The following is a 17,731-nucleotide window of genomic DNA, read 5'->3' on the forward strand; positions in this document are numbered from 1 at the left end:
AAAACAAGGGGAGCGGATGGAAAACATATATCCGGCAGGTCCGGCGAGCGTACCGGGCGATCTTGCCAAACCAACCAAGGCATACAAGAATCGGGCATGGCTAGCGGTCGGCTGCCTTGCGTTGTTCATTGCGCTGTATTTTTTCCTCGCCGGCTGGTTCGGGCTTACCGCCTACCGGCTTATCGGAAATGCGGTGACGAATGGCAGGAATGCGTTCTGGAGTTTCGTCGCCGGGGCATGCGCTGCGTTCCTCGCCATCTTCATGCTCAAGGCGCTTTTCTTTACCAGGCAGATCGTCAAGACTGACGATCCCGAAGTCACGCCTGAGCAGCAGCCTCGCCTGTTCGAATTCCTCTACCGGCTTGCCGACGAAGCAGGCGCGCCGCGCCCGCACCGGGTGTTCTTGTCGGCGCGCGTGAATGCCGCCGTCTTCTACGATCTGTCTATCCTTAACCTGATTTTTCCCTCGAAGAAAAACCTCGAAATCGGGCTGGCGCTGGTGAATGTGCTGTCGCTGGGCGAACTCAAGGCGGTATGCGCCCACGAATTCGGCCACTTTGCCCAGCGCTCGATGGCGGTGGGGCGATGGGTATACACGGCGCAGCAGATCGCCGCGCACATCGTTGCCAGGCGCGACGCCCTCGACAGTTTCCTGGCAGGTTTGTCGCGCGTCGATTTCCGCATTGCGTGGATCGGCTGGGTGCTGGGAGTGATCGTGTGGTCGATCCGCTCGGTGATCGACGTCGGATTTCGCGGCGTGGTCCTGGCGCAGCGCGCGCTCGCGCGTGAAATGGAAATGCAAGCCGACCTGGTGGCCGTTTCACTGACCGGCAGCGACACCCTGATACATGCCCTGCATCGCCTGGGAGCGGCCGACGACGCCTGGGACCGGGCCGTCCGGTTCGCGCATTCCGAGGCGGCCGGCAAGCGCGTCGTCAAGGATGTGTTTGCGATCCAGTCGAACATCATCGAACAGTTCGCCCGAGTGCTGGACGATCCGTTTTATGGAAAATATCCACCGCTGCCGGCCGATAACGCGCCGGCGCATCGTGTGTTCAAGGCCGACTTCGCGCTGCCTCCAAGCATGTGGGCGACCCATCCGCTGAACTACGAGCGGGAAGAAAACGCCAAGCGCAATTACGTGCCTGCCGCGTCCGACGACCGCAGCGCGTGGACCATCTTCGAGGATGCGCAATCCTTGCGCGAACAAGCCTCGGCGCGTATGGCAGGTGCGCAAGAGGATGAGCCCGCGCCGATCGAGGCATCCCTGGCCAGGTTGGGCGAGCAGTATTCCCGCGAATATTTCAACCGCGCTTACCGTGGCGTCTATCTTGGACGTTCGGTCACGCGCGAAGCCAGGCACGCGAGCGACCTGTTCGATTTGCAGCGTGAGGCAGATGCGAGCGAGCTGCAATCGCTCTATCCTGAATCGCTGGGGCAAGACCTGGAGCAGTTGCGCAACCTTGAAAAGGAAGTGCTGCTGCTGGAATCTTTGCAAAGCAAGGCGTTCGTGCCGGCCGACGGTGTGATTCGTTATCGCGGACGGCAACTGCGCCGCAGCGAGCTGCCGCAAGCCATAGAAGAATCGCGGCGGGAAGCGACCCAGGCGCGGGACAAGATCTGCGCCCATGACCGCCTGTGCCGCACCCTGCACCTTGCCGCAGCCCGCAAACTCGGGCACGGCTGGGAGGAGTACCTCACAGGATTGATCACCTTGCTGCACTACGCCGACCACACCGATGCCTGCCTGCGCGACGCCCAGGCGGCATTGCGGCAAGTCATCTCGGTCGAGACTTCAGGCGGCGTGCGCCAGGTGGGCAACGATGGCGCCGACCGCATCGTGCGGGTGGCGAGCGAACTGTACCAGCTCGTCGCGCGAGTATATGAAGATGCGGCTGCCGTCGTGTTCGACGCCTCGTTCGCGCCGCGCCTTGGCGCAGAATCGTTTGCAGGCGCGCTTGGCGAACTTGGGCTGAGGCCGCCGCATCGGGAGAATATCAATGACTGGCTGCGGGTTGTAGACGGCTGGCTGAACCAGACGCTGGGGGCGTTGGTTGCCTTGTCCTCGTGCACGCTGGAGAGGCTGCTGCAGAGCGAAGCGGCGGTTGCCGGATGGGCGCGGACAAATGCCGAGCCTGAGGAAGCGCCGGCGCCTGCCCAGGCGCCCAAGGATTGCGCCACGCTGATTCCCGGCAATGAACGGGCGCGGACAATCAAGGCCGGATGGTGGCAGCGTTTTCAATCGGCGCAGGGGTGGGGGCATGGGCTGGCGCGCTTTGCCGTTGCCGGCGGGATCATCGGCGCCGTGCTGCTGACGGGCTCATCGCTGACCTTGCCCGACATTGCGATCTACAACGGGCTCGGGCGTTCCGTGCGAGTCAGCATCGGCGGCCACTCTGTCAGCGTTCCTGCTTTTGCATCGAGCAAGATAGAGGCTTCCCATGCCCGCAGCTACCATGTTGAAGCACACGATGAGCAGGGCCGCCTGGTCGAGAGTTTCGAGGGCGATATTAACGATGGCCAGGCTGGCACGTTCTACAATATTGCGGCGGCCAGCCCGCTGATCCAGTGGACTGCGGCGTACGGCGCCTTTCAAGCGCCGCCGCCAGAGAGCATAGGGGTCACGCGCTGGGGACATTCGACGGCAGACGTATTGTTCGAAGAGCCGCCGAGTTCGATCAAGAGCACGGGCGGCGGCATGCGCACCGTGCTGAGCGGCGCCGGCGACATGGCGCCGGCGCAAACCCTGAGCTGGGTGCCGCGCGCAGATATTCCAAAAACAATCGCAACCCGCGCGCGCTGGAGCAGTCCTCACGATCCCTATCTCATGCATTGGCTGAGCCTTGCAGCAGAGCAGCCTGGTTTTGACGGCATCTTGCGGCAGCGCATGGCGGATGATCCTCACGATATCGTTGCCTTGCGCACGCTGCAGGACAGTATCGCACCGGCCGCGCGTGCAAGCTTCTGCGCGCAGCAGGCCTCGCTCTCCGCCGCTGCGCCTGACAACCCGGACCTGCGTTACATCGCCCTGCGGTGCATGCCGGATTCCGACGCCAAGAACGCTGGATTCGACGAAGGCCATCGGCGCTGGCCCGGCCATGGCTGGTTCGCCTACGCAGTGGGCTATACCGCCGAGGAGAAAGGCAACTGGGCGGACGCCAGCAAAGCAAAGATGCTGGCGGCAAAAAACGAGCCGGCGCTGAGAGACGTCATCAGCGTTGATATTGCACGCCTGAGGCGCATGCAATCGGGCAATCCGCGGGCCGATATAGCCGACCTGGCGCGCAGTTCGACGAGCGTGCGCACCATGCTGGCGCTGGAAACCGGCGAGGGCATCAGCGGCAATGTGATGGCTGCGTATCACGAACTGGCGCTTGGGCACATGGAAAGCGCGGTATCGAAAGCCAAGGGCAGCGAACATGAAGCACGCGTGCTGCGTCTTGCTGCCGCCAGCAGCGGCGCGCCTCGAGCGTTGGTGGCGCAGGCGCTTGCCTTGCCTCTGCTTGATACTGATACCGATGAGGCCAGCATATTCTCGGCGATGGCGCTGGCAATCCGCGCAGGGAAAGATGTCAGCCAATATCACGGCGCACTCAGCCGCCTGGAGCAGAGCCGCAAGAATGCCGGCCTTGAGGAGCGCATGCTGCGTTTTGCGGATGCGCTGCGCGACGCCAATGTCGCACAAGCCCAAGGGCAGCTGGACGGCTTGCCGATGGAACTGCGCGCGACGGCTTATGCCATGGGCGTCACGGTCCTCGGAGAGCGCGCCCCCGCTGACTGGAAGCTGGGAGCGCGCTGCATGCTGTTTGCCTCCGAGCGTCCTTATTTCGGATGAAGGCAATACGCTAGCCGAAGATTTGCCGGAGTCGGCAAAATGAACTTGCCGGCTCCCGCTCCCGCTACGGCCGCCTGGCTTTTAACCCTGCCTGGCGCGGATTTCCTCTATATACGCCTCGCCGTTGTTTAGCGCGGCTGGCGTCGTATGCACCGAGTAGTAGCCGAGAACAAGATCGTGCCGGTGCGGCGCCGCCGAGCCGACGACGAATTCGGTATCGGTCAGGGCCTCGAAGTCCACCGCTTGATCCGACGTTTCGAATGCTGCGAAATCGCCATGCCGCAGTTCGTCGGGAACCGCTACGGCGCCCGCTGCGACAGCGGTCCACAGGACCGTGTGGCCGGCCGGCGGCTGGTAGCGCCAGCGTTCGCCGGCTTTCAGGCGCATCGCCAGGTAGTTGATCGGCGACGGCGCGGGAATCGCGCTCGATGCGGCGCCATGGCTGCCGAGCAGCACGCGCGCAGGGCCATGCGCCGGCACGTCTGCGGCTGCCTGGTAGATGCTTATGGTGGGCCCCAGTTCCAGCTCCGGCGGCAGCGCTATCCACAGCTGGAAGCCGCGCGTCCGGCCCGGCTCGTCGAGCCCGCCGCCGTGCCACATGCCGCGCCCGGCCTGCATCCATTCGACGCCGCCGGCGGCCAGCACGCCGCTGGAGCCGTCCGGGTCTATATAGCTGACTGCGCCTTCCGCGATGTAAGTCAGGGTAGCGATGCCGGAATGGGGATGCAAGCCGAGCTTGAAAGGCGGGCCTTCGTAGTCGAACAGGTCGAGGAACACGAACGGCTTGATGAGCTGGCCCAGGTCGGACGGGCTGACCAGGCGTGTGATGGGGCCGTGCGCCCGTCCCCGGGTACGTTTTGCAATCTGGCGCACAGCGACAGGTGCGGTTTCGGGGTAAGTAGCAGAGAGAGACATTTTCTATCCTCGCAATTGTGGGTTATGTGCTGGCGGGCGCAGCAGCGTTGCCGCGCGCGTTCTCGCGATCAGCCGCGCGCAGTCTTCAGGGCGGCGGTCCACCACAGCAGGTCGTCGATCATTTTGCCGGCGGGTTCCGCCAGTCCGGCCAGTCCGGCGTCGACATCGCCGCCCTGGAAATGCGCCCAAAGGACTGCGGCAGGGATGTGCACCGAAGTGCGGACCGGGGCCAGCTGCAATTCAACCGCGGTCTCGCGCAACTGCTGGACGCTGCGTATGCCGGCGGTGCCGCCGTAGCTTACGAATGCCGCCGCTTTGCGGTTCCACTCCGGATAAACCCAGTCGATGGCGTTCTTGAGCACGGCTGAAGTGCCGTAGTTGTATTCAGGCGTGACGAACACGAAACCGTCGGACTGCGCGATGGCGGCGGTCCATTTCTGGACCACTGCGTCCGGATACGGCGCGCGGCCCGGCATGGCCGGCGGCGCCGGCTGGTCGAAGAAAGGCATCGGGAAGTCGCGCAGGTCCAGCAGCCGTGCTTCGACGCCGTCGCGCTGCCTGAGGTGGTCTGCAATCCAGTGTGCAGGTTTTTCGGAAAAGCGGCCTTCGCGGGTGCTGCCGATGATGACGGAAATGATAGTCATGTGATGCTCCTTGCTGATAGTTGGGAAAGACAGCCTGCCTGCACCTTCAGGCGCTGGCGCGGGCCGTTCCTAGTCCATTGCCTCATGCTTGGTAAAGAAGCTAGACTTGGTATAAAACTGTTACCTGGACTATTGTAGGTACTGGTGATACGCTTCACAAGAAGGCACATGACTGATACCGGAGCACATGCAAGTGACTGTCAAACTACCCGATCACAAGAGCGAAGATTGCCGCGCCATCAGTTCCGTACTGGCGCGCGTCGGCGATAAATGGAGCGTGCTGATCATCGTCCTGCTCGGCGACGGGCCAAAACGTTTCAATGAAATCAAGCGTGCCGTGGGCGGCATTTCGCAAAGGATGCTCACGCTTACGCTGCGCGGACTGGAACGGGACGGACTGGTGACGCGGACGCAGTTCCCGACGATCCCGCCGCGCGTCGACTACGAGCTGACCGATCTCGGACGTTCCCTATGGAGCGCGGTCGAGCCGCTTGGCGTGTGGGCGCGAAGCCATGTGGGGCACATCACCAAGGCGCGTGCCGGGTTTGATGAAAAGGCCGATTTGCAGGAATAGCTTGAGGCTGGCCGGGCCGCCTGCCGCAGGCCCATGCTCGCATATATATGCCCGTACAAACGCAAAAGCGCAAACAAGGACTGCGGCCGCCAGCGCCGCAGTGAACCAGCCCGGCCAGCCTATGCCAGCCTATGCCAGGGAATCAGCCGGTTTGCCGGAGGAACTGCAGGATTAGTGCGGCAATCTCGTCCGGCGCATCCTCCAGGCAGTAATGGCCGACGCCAGTCAGCCGATGGATTGGGGCCGCCGGAAACAGTTCGCTGAATAACGGGAGGAAATGCTCCGCTTGGAGCGTGCGGTCCGCGGTTCCCCAGATGGCGAGCGCCGGTTTGGCGCGGATGGCAAGGCCGGCAGCTGCGCCTGGCGTTTCGAAGCGGTGCATGCCGGTGGCGAAACCTTTGGCCCAGCCGATCACGCCGAGGCAGTCGGCCGGATTGGCGAAGCGTGATCCGTAGGCGGAGAGCCAGGTGTCGGTGATCAGCGCGTGGTTCTCGAAGCCGTTCAGCTTCAGCGTGCTCAAGATGTTGAAGCCGAGCTGGCCCAATACCGGTTCCAGGCTGCCGTCCTGTCCGGCTTTCGCGATCCACTGGAACCAGGGCGAGGCGCCGGCGTTCGCGGTCAGCCGCTCGAAAAGATCGGCCTGGCCGAACGGGACCGGGCCATTGGCCGAGACCACGCGCAGGATGCGGCCTGGATGCCTGGCAGCCAGGCCCATGCCGACCGGGCCGCCGAAATCGTGCATTACGAGGGTGATATTGCGCAAGTCGAGCGCGAGGACCAGACGTTCCAGGTTGTCGATGTGATCCTGCAGCCAGTAGCTGCGGTGCTGCGGCGTCGCGCTCTTGCCGAAACCCATGTGGTCGGGGACGATCACGCGGTGGGCGCCGCTCAGCACTGGAACCAGGTGGCGGAACAGGTAACCCCAGGTCGGTTCGCCGTGAAGGCAGAGCACCACGTCAGCTTCGCGCGGGCCCTCGTCGACATAGTGCATCTGGAAACCGGGTGCATCGGTGAAGTGTGGTGCGAACGGGAAGCTGCCGTTGAAAGTGTCGTCGGGACGGGTCATGGGGAATTTCTTTCAAAGTCGTTGGCGAGAGGAGTTCAACAAGCTGTTTCAAATGAGACCATTGGAATCTCCGCAGGCATTGGTTTCATATTGAAACCATTTGATTTATATCAGACATGGTTTTATTATGCAACCATAAAATTCGCGCATGTTTATGCGTTACTGCCTACCGAGAGGGATACACAATGGTCAAGCGGACCAGCCACAAAGAGGCCAGCTGCCCGGTCGCGAGGCCGCTGGATGCGATCGGCGACTGGTGGTCGCTGCTCATCGTCCGCGATGCTTTCGACGGCTTGCGCCGCTTTGGCGAATTCCAGAAAAACCTGGGCCTGGCAAAGAACATCCTGTCTGCCCGGCTGCGTAACCTGGTGGAGCACGGCATTCTGGAAACCGTGCCGGCGTCCGACGGCAGCGCTTACCAGGAGTACGTGCTGACTGAGAAAGGGCGGGGACTTTTTCCGCTGCTGGTGGCCTTGCGGCAATGGGGGGAGGATTATTTCTTCGATCCTGGCGAAGCCCATGTGAGCCTGGTCGATGTCAAGCGCGGGCAGCCGGTCCGCAGGCTGGAGCTGCGGTCGCATGATGGGCGGCTATTGGGACCGGAGGATACGGTGGTGAAAATCTCCTGAACGAGAGAGTTGTTGGATTGCGCTGAATCCTGACCCTCATTTTGTATCGAATACTGACCCATTCCTAATGACGACTTCTGCGTCATATGGAGATTGATTGGGTCTTGCCCGGTTCCATTGCTTGCGAAGTTGACCCTATCCAGTTGATCCGGTCGCCATTGCCGCGCAAATGCAGCAGCGCGATCGTGCGATCCCTCAAAGCCCAGCGCACATAGGTCCGCATGGATCTGTTTTAAGCCGCGGCGCTGCTTCCGATATTTGGCCGCTTCAGTTCTAAGCCGGGATGAAAGTTTGAAGGCGTACTGATCAAGAGCGCCGGGAGTGCGTCGATCCGGATAAGCGGACTCTATGACCTCAGGGCGTAGATAGCGATAACAAGACAAGAGCGAGCTTGCGATTTGATTGCCACCGGCGCCTCGCTGTCACCGAGCTTGCGCCAGCTGTCGCATGGTCTCTTTTTATTGTCACGGAAAGGTGTGTAAAGAAGCTGTGTAAAGCAGTCGTGTAAAGAAAATGGTGATGTGTAAAATTATCGATGGCTTTACACAGATGTGATGGAAATTCAGCTAAATCAGTAGCTTTTTTGCTTGGCATGATGCTTGCGAATAAGGCTATCAGTGGAGGAAGAATCGATCGTCGATATGCAGCAATGACGACCGGCACTTTCACCCTGCATCAGGTGCGGCGCGTGTGACGGATTTAGAAAATCGCTTACGGCCGACATCTATTTGAACCATCACTTTATCTGGAGCCAATACCATCATGCCTACGTATCGCGTCAACATTGCTCGCCCAAGCACCAAGCCTCCCTTTTACGACTGGCCTCAAACAGTTGTTGCACCGTCTCCTGATGTAGCAAAAGGATATGCTTACGCCAATTGGGTGAACAGCCATCCAAACCCGGCGGCGCCGCCACTATCGCAGTGCCGCGTTTCGGTTACCCTGAGTAACGCCATGCTCCTGGCGGATGTATCGTCCGTGTCACCGATGCAGCAAGCATTTATCGACGGCATCGAGTCGCAGGTCACCAAGTTCTTGTCGACTCAGCTCGACGGTACATTCAGCATGATTAACTATCCGTCGGGTTTCAACTACGGCATTACTTACGGTAGCAACGCTTACTATAACCGGGCCACGCTGCAAGACATCGACACCCTGCTGGGTGTGGCAAGCAATGGTCAGCCAGAGCTCACCGGTGCTGGTTTTTCCAATCTGTACGCGCAGATCATGGGTGCCGTCACGTTCTCATTCTGCCAGCAAGACCTTGCTACGATGGGAAAACAGGATACCGCTGCGAGCGGACAGATAGCGTCCATCCTGACCGAGTTTGAAAATCTTCAAGGCGTATATACCAGCCCATTGCCTTTTGGCGGCAAACTGCAGGATATATTTAACCAGATGAATAAGGCGTATGGCAGCATCGCCAACATACCAGACTCGCTAAATGCCTTGCGCAATGCGATCGCTGCATACAAGAGCCTCGCCGGTGACAGCTATGCCATGCACAATCGTTACTATGCCGCCACCGCGCGCATTGCTGCCGTTGTTGCCAACGTCACTACGCCATCTCAGGCTAACGGCGGCATGCAGGTTAACAGTTCTAGCTATTACGTTGGCTTCACGCCGAATAAATTGCCTACTGCGAATCAATTGATTGCGGGTTTGAATACAGCTGGCAATGCGGTTAGTGTGGCAATCAGCATAAGTGATTTCAGTTCCGACAGCTCGCAGTTGAGCATTTCGGGTGGCACCAGCTTCACTATTCCTATCGCCGATATTCTGGATATTGCGGTCAGTGGCAGCGCCGCATACGATATGTCGCGTTACACCTCGTCGTCGTCCACCGTCACCATGAATATCACCTATCCGGGCGTGACTTTGTTTGCGTCGATTCCGAGTGTACTGTCGACCGACAACACCACAGGTTGGTATGCGGACGACATCTTGCAGGAAGTGGCAACCAAGACTGGGCAAGAAGCGACGGGCTACCAGTTGCAAGGTAGCGAGTTCGATGTGACCCAATTATTTGGACAGGGGAAAACCTTCTCGCGCCTCAAAACCTTCGTCATTAGCCAGCAACCGACCATCAGCATGACGTTTACCGGCGCCAAGGCCAGTGTGATCACCAGCGATTTGCAGGTGAATGCTTCAGTACAACTTAAATTGTTCGGCATGTTCGATCTCGGCGGTGCCTCCGGCTCTTATTCGGTACAAAAAGTCGATTCGAGCTCGTCGTCAGGATCGGTCACTGTCACGTTTGGACCGCCGGTGATCAGCGGCACGACTCCGATCCAGCAGCAACTGGCTTATGTCCTGGGCGGAGTAGCTTCTTATCCGCCGTCGAACGTGTAATTGCTATCGATACTGCTCAGCAGGGCGGCACCTCGCAGCCCTGCTGAGCAGTATTTACCGGGATCTGACTTTGAATCGGCAATGCACTTGCCGGTGGCGGGGCGAGTTGACACTCGCCCCGCACTCATTTACATTCGCCCATTCAGGCTATTTCTGGATGGCAATGATCAATTCAGACTTTACAATCCCATCGCCTTCCTTATCCACTGGCACGCAGACGGATGCACCTCTGCTGGCTCTCAGTGTCGCCTGGCATCCAGACGCGATGCGCATAGGCGAGCAATTCCTGTGGGCCGATCCATCCGCGCCGTTGGAATTGTCACGTTTTATGCCTCTGTTTCGCCGGGCTGGGGGTGAGGGCGGCGGCCTGGCTTATGGCGGGATTTCACGGACACCGCTTCGGATCACGCAGGGGCATGGCGGCATTATCATCGAACCATCGGGTAACACCCACATGGTGCTCGAAATCAATGGTGCCGACATCAGCGAGACCACTTTTCTGTCGCACGAACAGATTGCCGCCGGCGCGGTTTTGAGCCTGGGTCGGACGGTTCTGTTATGTCTGCACTGGATGCGCTGTCTTCCCAAAGATAATCCGGTCGACGGCTGGCTGGGAATAGGCAGCGCGGCAATCGCCACGCGCGACCAGATTCGGCAAGTAGCTGGAACCGATGTTTCCGTCCTGCTGTTGGGGGAAACCGGTACTGGGAAGGAGGTCGCGGCGCGGGGTATTCATGGATTGAGCCGGCGTGCCGAAGCGCGCCTGGTGAGCGTCAATATGGCGGCACTAAATGAGTCGCTGGCGGCGGCGGACTTGTTCGGAGCCAGCCGGGGCGCCTATACCGGAGCGCAAACGGCCCGCAGCGGACTGTTCGCCGAAGCGCAGGACGCCACGCTGTTCCTCGATGAAGTAGGCAACACGCCGATGGCAGTGCAGCCCATGCTGCTGCGCGTGCTGGAAACGGGGGATTACCGCCCGCTGGGCGCATCTCGCGACGTACGATCAAGCGCGCGGCTGATCGCAGCTACCGATCAGAATTTATATGCCGCAGGGTTTAATCAAGCGTTATTGCGCCGTCTGGGGAGTTTTACTATCCATTTGCCGCCGCTGCGTACACGGCGTGAAGACATCGGCATGCTGATCGCTCATTTGCTGGCGTCGTCGAAGTTGTCAACGGGGGGCGAATTGCAGTTGCCGGCGTCGCTGATCGTGCAATTTATACTCTACGACTGGCCGGGAAATGTGCGTCAGCTGGCGCATGCAACCAATCGTTTGTTGCTGACGCCGCCGGGCGAACAGCTGCCGGATTTTTACTCGCTGGTGGACGCTAGGCCTGACGCTACCCGGTTCAGCGCCTCCGGCAGTGCTCCTTCGAGCGTTGCCGGGGCCAACGCCAGTGCTGCATCGGGCCGACGGCGGTTGGCTGATCTGACAGAGGCGGAGATATTGGCGGCAATGGAAAAGAGCGATTGGTACATCCAGGGCGCAGCACTGGCGCTGGGGATATCGCGACCGTCGATGTACAAATTATTGGAAGCGCATCCACAGATTCGTAATTTGGACTGCATTTCGCAGGAAGAAATTCGTCTGGCGATGGTCGATTGCGGCGGAGACGTCGAGCGCTGCGCGTCGCGCTTGAAGACACCAGCGGAACCATTGAGGCGTCATCTGCGGCTATTGTAATTGGCGAGCCGACCAGGAGTCTTTCCGGATGGCCCGTCATTGCATGGCGAGTGTTACAGCTGTTTAGCTTTCATCGTCGCCACAGTGATGAACTCCGGTACCAACTCGCAGTTCTGGATCCAGCTCCAGCACGGGGTGATTGCCATCTCCAGCATCATGCTCCAAGTTAAAATTCCACTCTGCTTCTTGCCCATCGATATTATCAAACTCGAGTACTTCACCCAGTTTGTAATGATACGGTGAATGTGGATGTTTTTCCTTGTTGTACTGCTTGAATGGCGTCGGCAGACCGGATTCCATCGGTGGGAGTTTGATGAAAGTAAGTGTGCTTTTACCGGAGCCTGGCTTGATGCCTTGGATGTTAAAAGTCATCGTGTCGCCCGCTCTGAGCCACGGCATTCCGCCGAGTGAGCCTGGCCCCCCAGTGCGGTCTGGCGTCGGCGTAATTACCCATGGTACGTATTGAGCCGAAGGGATGCTTTGGTCCAACGGAACCAGAATGCTCGTGTAGTTGATAGGTTTCTTCATTTGAGTCATATAAATTCTCCAAGTATTAAATTGACGGCTGAAATTGGAATGGCGTCCGAGCTATTTGGTTAACATGAGAGTGACGCGGATAGGGGCTAATGCATACGCCGTGCCAGGTTCGTTTCTGCTCACGGACTTGCCGCTGTTTTCAAATACCTGGGGTCTCTGCGCAGCGCAACCAGCTCGGGTGTGGTCTCGATAAATTTTGCCGGGTACCCCAATTGCCTTGCGCGCGCGATGGCCTCCAGCGCACTGCTCCGGTTGCCCGTCAATTCGTAAGCGAGGCCAGCGCGAAACTGGACAGAGGCGCTGTCGGGAGCCAGTTTTAGTACCTGCCGCAGCAGGGTTTCACACTCGCTTCGATTGCCAATTCTGGCAAGGTACAATGCCATTTGCGATAGCATTTCTTTATTGTTTGGCATGCGTACGAGGCGTGGCGACAGCAGGTTGATCGCGTGCTGATAACTCGCGCGCGCTTCCGCTTCGCGACCCGGTATCCATAGCAAGGAATCACCAAGGTCGGCCCAGCCAAGGTAGTCGCTGGGATTGCCTTTGGCTGCGGAGACTGCTGCCTCGAAGGCGGTGACGGCGCCGACATAATCTTCACGCATGAACAAGGCATTGCCCAGGTTGCTGTACAGCCAGGCGCTAGGCCTGATCTGCAAACCTTGCTGCAGCACTTGCATGGCCTCGTCCGAGCGACCCTGGCTGAGCAGCGCAGCACTCAGATTCGCGTATGCAAATACCGCGTCCGGTTGAATCTTGATACTTTGGCGGAATGCCTGTTCTGCCGCCTTGAAATTTGCCTGCTCATAAAATATCGTCCCGATCAGGTCGGCGAATACTCGCTCATGCGGATAATCCTGTAGGTCCTTTTGCGCTGCAAGCAGCGCTTCATCGGAGCGATGCAATTTGCGTAGCGAATGTGCCTTGCCAGCTAATCCAAACAGGTTCGTCGGGTCCAGATTTAGCGCGCGTTCGTAAGCCGCCGCCGCCGCCTCGATTTTGCCTTCATCGAACAGCACGTTGCCATAGGCAACATGGCTCAGCGCCAATTGGTCATTCAGCTTGAGCGCTTGCTGGGCCGCCGCCGCAGCTTTCTGTCGCCAGGTCTCGTCCAGATTGTCGTTCAAGTAGCGCAGGCTGTAGACCTGGGATAATCCTGCCACGGCCGCAGCGTTGGCCGAATTGTGATGGAGTATGGTCGTGAATCTGGTTTCCGCTTCGTCCAGTTGGCCCGGCCGGTCCCACGATTGAAGCGCTGCCAGCCCTTGTTTCATTTCCAGCGCTTCACTGAACGGTGTTCTCGGAGTGACCAGCGCTGACAAATACGATGCATACGGTGACACCAGCCACGCACCACCGGCGAGCGCAATTGTCAGTGCAAGTGCCAGCGTGAGCCGCCGCCCTTGTCGGGAGAGCGGTGTAGTCTTGCTTATTGATGGCAATGGTGCAGAAACAGTCGATATCAACCCGGTCGGCACGGTGGCGGCGTGCGAATCTGATTGCATTGCCTTCGCAACCTCGGTGATTTGCCAATGCGTCTGGCGCATGGACTGAACCCGTTGCTCTCTCGAATAGGCGGTCATTCTGCGTATCAAGCAGATTAATTCAGCATCCATTGCTGCCGGATAATGCCATTGTTCGGATGAAGATTGCAGGTGGGCAGCGGCCAGTGCCAGCCCGGATAAATGAGGAAATGGTCGCATTGCCGTGGTCAATTCGTACAAAACCACGCCGAGCGCGTAAATGTCGCATTGCGGGCTAAGTGCGGCGCCTCGAAGGCGCTCCGGCGCCATGTAAGCGATTGTGCCCTGAAGATCGGTTTGCTGTAGCGAGATTGTGACTTGCGAATCGCTGTGCACCGCCAGGCCGAAGTCGAGTATGCGCAATGCTCCCGAAGGCTCGATCATAAGGTTCGAGAGTTTCAGATCGCCGTGAGTCAGGCCTGAGTCATGTGCTTCGCACATAGCCTCGGCAATGGCCTGGACAATCAGCAGCGCTTGCAGTTCCGAAAGAGGCGCTTCGACCAGTAACTGCTTCAAGCTACGGCCTGGCACCAATTCCATGACGATGGATGGCACATCGCCGTCGTCTTCTTCTAAGGCGTGAATTTTGACAAAGGCGGGGTGCTTGAGCGATGAAGACAAACGTGCTTCCCGCAGAATGTCTTTTGCATTGGTTGCGCCATCGATATTTTTAAGGCGCTTGATTGCGACACTTCGACACAGCTTGCTATCCCAGGCTTCATAAACGTGGGCAAAACCACCTTCACCCAAACGACGATGAATCTGATAGTGCTTCACAGCGATCGGATTATCTGACGATTGTGCTTCGGCCATTCGAAATTCCCGTCTTCAAGGCACAAACCAATGATATTGCCGTAAATAAATTGACGGCAACGCATATTAGCTCAAATAAAGTCGAAAACCAGTCGTCATGCGAACGTATTTACTCCCTGATTAATTCTGAAGCTCATTAGTTCAGTCCGGTGCTGTTGCTCACATAAAAAAGGCTGGCGGTAATTTTCCCATGCCCTCACGAACTTAGGACATGCGAATGGAGTCAGGCGCTCCAATCACGTACAACGATTGAGGTTAAGGAAGATTAAATTTCAGGGGAAAGCTCAAACAGATAACTAAGCGCGACCACCAAGCGTGGAATGTGCGTCGAAATTTACCCGTGCGGATACTCCAGTAACGGCCGTAGTCCCCGTCTGGTGTTTTTACTGTTTGCGCTCAAATGCGCACATCAGTATTTTTGACTTTGATGTTTTGTTTTCGACGTTAATGACACAGGGTACGACTTGTGAACCTCATTTCTTCGCTTGTCCCATCTCTTTTTCTTTTATTTTCATGTTGAAACAAAAAAAGTATCACAATGGCAAGAATAAAATAATAGTGCGATTGTTATTCCTGTATTTGTCTAAGGGAAGGGGCGAGCCGTAATCGGAAAGCAGGTAGTAGCATTTTTTTCTTACCGATTGTCTTACCAGTTACAGCTGAAAAGAAAAAGGGCTACAAGTCAAAAACTTGTAACCCTTTGAATTTATTGGTCGGGGCGAGAGGATTCGAACCTCCGACCCCATGCACCCCATGCATGTACGCTACCAGGCTGCGCTACGCCCCGACAAGCCTGATATTATATCAGGGCTAGTTGCTTTGTTACTCACCGAGAACAGAGAAATTTTATAAAATTTTCCCACCGATTGTCAGGCGGATTGCGCAGCCCCTTGCCGAAACTCGCGTTTCCGGCGGGCGCTGTGTCGGTCCGGGCGACGATCTTCACCAAAAAATCCTATGTCGATAAAAATCAGCCAGCAGTTTGACGCCGCCGCCATTGAAGTGGTGCGCGCGGATAGTCCTCAGCAAATCGAATTGAAAATCCGCAAGGATTCGCACGCGGATTTCACCCAATGGTTTTATTTCCGCCTGCAGGGCGCGCGCGATGAAGACTGCACCATCCGCTTCCTCAACGCCGGCGCCACGACCTATCCCAAGGGCTGGGAAAATTACCAGGCGGTGGCCAGCTACGACCGTGAAAACTGGTTCCGCGTGCCGACCAGCTTTGACGGCCAGGTCATGACCATCAGCCACACGCCGGACTACGACAGTGTCTATTACGCCTACTTTGAACCGTACTCCTGGGAGCGCCACCTGGCGCTGCTGGGGCAGGCCGAGCAATCGCCGCTGGCGCGCGTGCTGGATATCGGCAGCACGGTCGACGGCCGCGACATGAATGTGCTGGTGATCGGCAATCCTGACGCTGCCAAGAAAGTCTGGGTCATCGCTCGCCAGCATCCGGGCGAGACCATGGCGGAATGGTTTGTCGAAGGCATGGTCGACGCCTTGCTGGACAGCGCCAATCCGCTGGCGACCAAGGTATTGCAGCATGCGGTGTTCTACATCGTGCCGAACATGAACCCGGACGGCTCGGTGCGCGGCAACCTGCGCACCAACGCTGCCGGCGCCAACCTGAACCGCGAGTGGATGACGCCGTCGCTGGAACGCAGCCCCGAAGTGTATGCGGTCAAGAACAAGATCCATGAAACCGGCTGCGACCTGTTCCTCGACGTGCACGGCGACGAGGCGTTGCCGTACGTGTTTGTGGCGGGATCGGAGATGCTGGAAGACTTCAGTCCGCAGCAGGGCGTGGAGCAGCAGAAATTCATCGACGATTTCCTGCGCGCCAGCCCGGATTTCCAGACTGAATACGGTTATGCGGCGAGCAAGTACAGCAGCGACGTGCTGACCCTGGCGTCCAAATATATCGGCCACACCTTCAAGTGTGTGTCCCTGACCCTGGAGCTGCCGTTCAAGGATAACGTCAACCTGCCGGATGCGCAGGTCGGCTGGGATGGCGCGCGCAGCGCCCGCCTGGGCGAGGTGGTGCTGCAGCCGATCTTGCGGGCGTTTGAATAAGCCGCAATCTTGTTTTCCGTTGTAAAGAAGCCGGGCATGTCAGACATGCCCGGCTTTTTTCATGCAACAGCCGGCTGTCAGGCCGGTTCGGCTATCCGCGCAAAGCGCCCGCTATTGAAGTCGGCGATCGCGTGGGCGATTTCTTCCTGGCTGTTCATGACGAACGGGCCATGGCCGACGATCGCTTCATCGATCGGCTCGCCGCTCAGCACCAGCACCACGGCGTCGTTGTTGGCTTCGATATCGACGCTGTTGCCATCGTTGTCGAGCAACACCATTTGCGCTTCACGCGCCACGGTTTCGCCGTTGACCAGCACGGTTCCGCGCAGCACCACCAGGGCCGAATGCCAGCCGGCGGGCAGCGACAGCCTGGCGTTGCCGCCCTGGTTCAGGCGCATGTCCCACACGTTCATCGGCGTGAAGGTATGGGCCGGACCTGCCTGGCCGTCGAACTCGCCGGCGATCACGCGCACGCTGCCGGCGCCGCCGGGCAGGGCCACGGCCGGGATGTCGCGATCGGCGATGGCTTGGTAGCCGGGCGCCGTCATCTTGTCCTTGGCCGGCAGGTTCACCCACAGCTGCACCATTTCCAGCGTGCCGCCGGAACGGGTGAAAGCTTCCGAGTGAAACTCCTGGTGCAGGATGCCGCTGCCCGCGGTCATCCATTGCACGTCGCCGGGACCGATCACGCCGCCGTGGCCGGTCGAGTCGCGGTGCTCCACTTCGCCCTTGTAGACGATGGTCACGGTTTCGAAGCCGCGATGCGGATGCGAACCGACGCCGCGTGGGCGGGTGGCCGGGCTGAACTCGGCAGGGCCGGCGTAATCGAGCAGCAGGAACGGGCTCAGCTGCTTGCCGTGGCTGGTGTAAGAGAACATCGAGCGAGCAGGAAAACCGTCGCCGACCCAATGTTGGCGAGGTGCGCTGTAGACGCCGAGGACTTTTTTCATGAACGACTCCTTGTGTAGGCAACAAAATTTGTTGCTGGTAATAGATTAATCCAAGGACAATGCGAGCGGTAGCCTGTAAGATCGGCCATCAGTGTCCTATTTGGTGAACGATGAGGTATTTATGCAAGGCTTG

The 17,731-nt window shown here is 58.7% G+C and carries 12 protein-coding genes and 1 tRNA gene; 6 read left to right on the plus strand and 7 right to left on the minus strand.

Annotated features, from left to right (window positions below; genetic code table 11):
* Window positions 1-16 precede the first annotated feature (16 nt).
* Window positions 17-3,835, plus strand: a complete 3,819-nt coding sequence (locus V8G57_RS01635; protein WP_342827918.1) for a M48 family metallopeptidase — start codon at window positions 17-19, stop codon at window positions 3,833-3,835.
* 81 nt (window positions 3,836-3,916) lie between these two features.
* On the opposite strand, the gene V8G57_RS01640 is transcribed toward V8G57_RS01635, so the two are convergent.
* A complete protein-coding gene (locus tag V8G57_RS01640; RefSeq protein ID WP_342827920.1) occupies window positions 3,917-4,750 on the minus strand; it encodes a pirin family protein in 834 nt (277 codons plus the stop codon).
* A 68-nt stretch (window positions 4,751-4,818) separates the two neighbouring features.
* Complete coding sequence (locus tag V8G57_RS01645) at window positions 4,819-5,394, minus strand: NAD(P)H-dependent oxidoreductase (RefSeq protein WP_144736143.1); 576 nt, start codon at window positions 5,392-5,394, stop codon at window positions 4,819-4,821.
* 187 nt (window positions 5,395-5,581) lie between these two features.
* On the opposite strand from V8G57_RS01645, the gene V8G57_RS01650 reads away from it, so the two are divergent.
* A complete protein-coding gene (locus V8G57_RS01650) occupies window positions 5,582-5,968 on the plus strand; it encodes a winged helix-turn-helix transcriptional regulator (RefSeq protein WP_342827922.1) in 387 nt (128 codons plus the stop codon).
* A gap of 142 nt (window positions 5,969-6,110) precedes the next feature.
* On the opposite strand, the gene V8G57_RS01655 is transcribed toward V8G57_RS01650, so the two are convergent.
* Complete coding sequence (locus V8G57_RS01655; RefSeq protein ID WP_342827923.1) at window positions 6,111-7,034, minus strand: alpha/beta fold hydrolase; 924 nt, start codon at window positions 7,032-7,034, stop codon at window positions 6,111-6,113.
* Window positions 7,035-7,219: 185 nt separating this feature from the next.
* On the opposite strand from V8G57_RS01655, the gene V8G57_RS01660 reads away from it, so the two are divergent.
* The 3 genes from V8G57_RS01660 to V8G57_RS01670 all read left to right on the plus strand — a co-directional run bounded on the left by V8G57_RS01660 (window position 7,220) and on the right by V8G57_RS01670 (window position 11,699).
* Complete coding sequence (locus tag V8G57_RS01660; RefSeq protein WP_144736146.1) at window positions 7,220-7,663, plus strand: winged helix-turn-helix transcriptional regulator; 444 nt, start codon at window positions 7,220-7,222, stop codon at window positions 7,661-7,663.
* 762 nt (window positions 7,664-8,425) lie between these two features.
* The gene (locus V8G57_RS01665) at window positions 8,426-10,015 is read left to right on the plus strand and encodes a hypothetical protein (RefSeq protein WP_342827924.1); all 1,590 of its coding nucleotides are present in this window, start codon (window positions 8,426-8,428) and stop codon (window positions 10,013-10,015) included.
* Window positions 10,016-10,121: 106 nt separating this feature from the next.
* Complete coding sequence (locus V8G57_RS01670; RefSeq protein WP_342827925.1) at window positions 10,122-11,699, plus strand: sigma-54-dependent transcriptional regulator; 1,578 nt, start codon at window positions 10,122-10,124, stop codon at window positions 11,697-11,699.
* Between the two features lie 63 nt (window positions 11,700-11,762).
* Here the strand turns inward: V8G57_RS01670 and V8G57_RS01675 are convergent, their stop codons facing one another.
* The 3 genes from V8G57_RS01675 to V8G57_RS01685 all read right to left on the minus strand — a co-directional run bounded on the left by V8G57_RS01675 (window position 11,763) and on the right by V8G57_RS01685 (window position 15,356).
* Window positions 11,763-12,236, minus strand: coding sequence for a hypothetical protein (locus V8G57_RS01675; protein WP_342827926.1), 474 nt, complete (start codon window positions 12,234-12,236; stop codon window positions 11,763-11,765).
* Window positions 12,237-12,355: 119 nt separating this feature from the next.
* Window positions 12,356-14,569, minus strand: a complete 2,214-nt coding sequence (locus V8G57_RS01680) for a protein kinase domain-containing protein (protein ID WP_342827927.1) — start codon at window positions 14,567-14,569, stop codon at window positions 12,356-12,358.
* Between the two features lie 710 nt (window positions 14,570-15,279).
* Window positions 15,280-15,356: transfer RNA gene (locus V8G57_RS01685), tRNA-Pro, on the minus strand.
* Window positions 15,357-15,526: 170 nt separating this feature from the next.
* Between V8G57_RS01685 and V8G57_RS01690 the strand changes: the two genes are divergently transcribed.
* Window positions 15,527-16,648: a M14 family metallopeptidase gene (locus V8G57_RS01690; protein WP_342827928.1), complete on the plus strand. Its 1,122-nt coding sequence runs from the start codon at window positions 15,527-15,529 to the stop codon at window positions 16,646-16,648.
* Window positions 16,649-16,725: 77 nt separating this feature from the next.
* Here V8G57_RS01690 and V8G57_RS01695 read toward each other — a convergent pair whose 3' ends face one another.
* Window positions 16,726-17,598 (minus strand): pirin family protein, encoded by an 873-nt coding sequence (locus V8G57_RS01695; protein ID WP_342827929.1) that lies wholly within the window; start codon window positions 17,596-17,598, stop codon window positions 16,726-16,728.
* Between the last annotated feature and the right edge of the window lie 133 nt (window positions 17,599-17,731).

This window comes from Collimonas rhizosphaerae (assembly GCF_038896935.1).
GTDB classification, from domain to species: Bacteria; Pseudomonadota; Gammaproteobacteria; order Burkholderiales; family Burkholderiaceae_D; genus Collimonas; species Collimonas rhizosphaerae.

Excerpts from the sequence above, each read along its gene's own strand:
- V8G57_RS01660 (WP_144736146.1), top strand. The coding sequence starts at position 7,220 with ATGGTCAAGCGGACCAGCCACAAAGAGGCCAGCTGCCCGGTCGCGAGG.
- V8G57_RS01680 (WP_342827927.1), bottom strand. The coding sequence starts at position 14,569 with ATGGCCGAAGCACAATCGTCAGATAATCCGATCGCTGTGAAGCACTAT.
- V8G57_RS01690 (WP_342827928.1), top strand. The coding sequence starts at position 15,527 with ATGTCGATAAAAATCAGCCAGCAGTTTGACGCCGCCGCCATTGAAGTG.
- V8G57_RS01665 (WP_342827924.1), top strand. The coding sequence starts at position 8,426 with ATGCCTACGTATCGCGTCAACATTGCTCGCCCAAGCACCAAGCCTCCC.
- V8G57_RS01635 (WP_342827918.1), top strand. The coding sequence starts at position 17 with ATGGAAAACATATATCCGGCAGGTCCGGCGAGCGTACCGGGCGATCTT.
- V8G57_RS01655 (WP_342827923.1), bottom strand. The coding sequence starts at position 7,034 with ATGACCCGTCCCGACGACACTTTCAACGGCAGCTTCCCGTTCGCACCA.
- V8G57_RS01675 (WP_342827926.1), bottom strand. The coding sequence starts at position 12,236 with ATGACTCAAATGAAGAAACCTATCAACTACACGAGCATTCTGGTTCCG.
- V8G57_RS01645 (WP_144736143.1), bottom strand. The coding sequence starts at position 5,394 with ATGACTATCATTTCCGTCATCATCGGCAGCACCCGCGAAGGCCGCTTT.
- V8G57_RS01650 (WP_342827922.1), top strand. The coding sequence starts at position 5,582 with ATGCAAGTGACTGTCAAACTACCCGATCACAAGAGCGAAGATTGCCGC.
- V8G57_RS01640 (WP_342827920.1), bottom strand. The coding sequence starts at position 4,750 with ATGTCTCTCTCTGCTACTTACCCCGAAACCGCACCTGTCGCTGTGCGC.
- V8G57_RS01695 (WP_342827929.1), bottom strand. The coding sequence starts at position 17,598 with ATGAAAAAAGTCCTCGGCGTCTACAGCGCACCTCGCCAACATTGGGTC.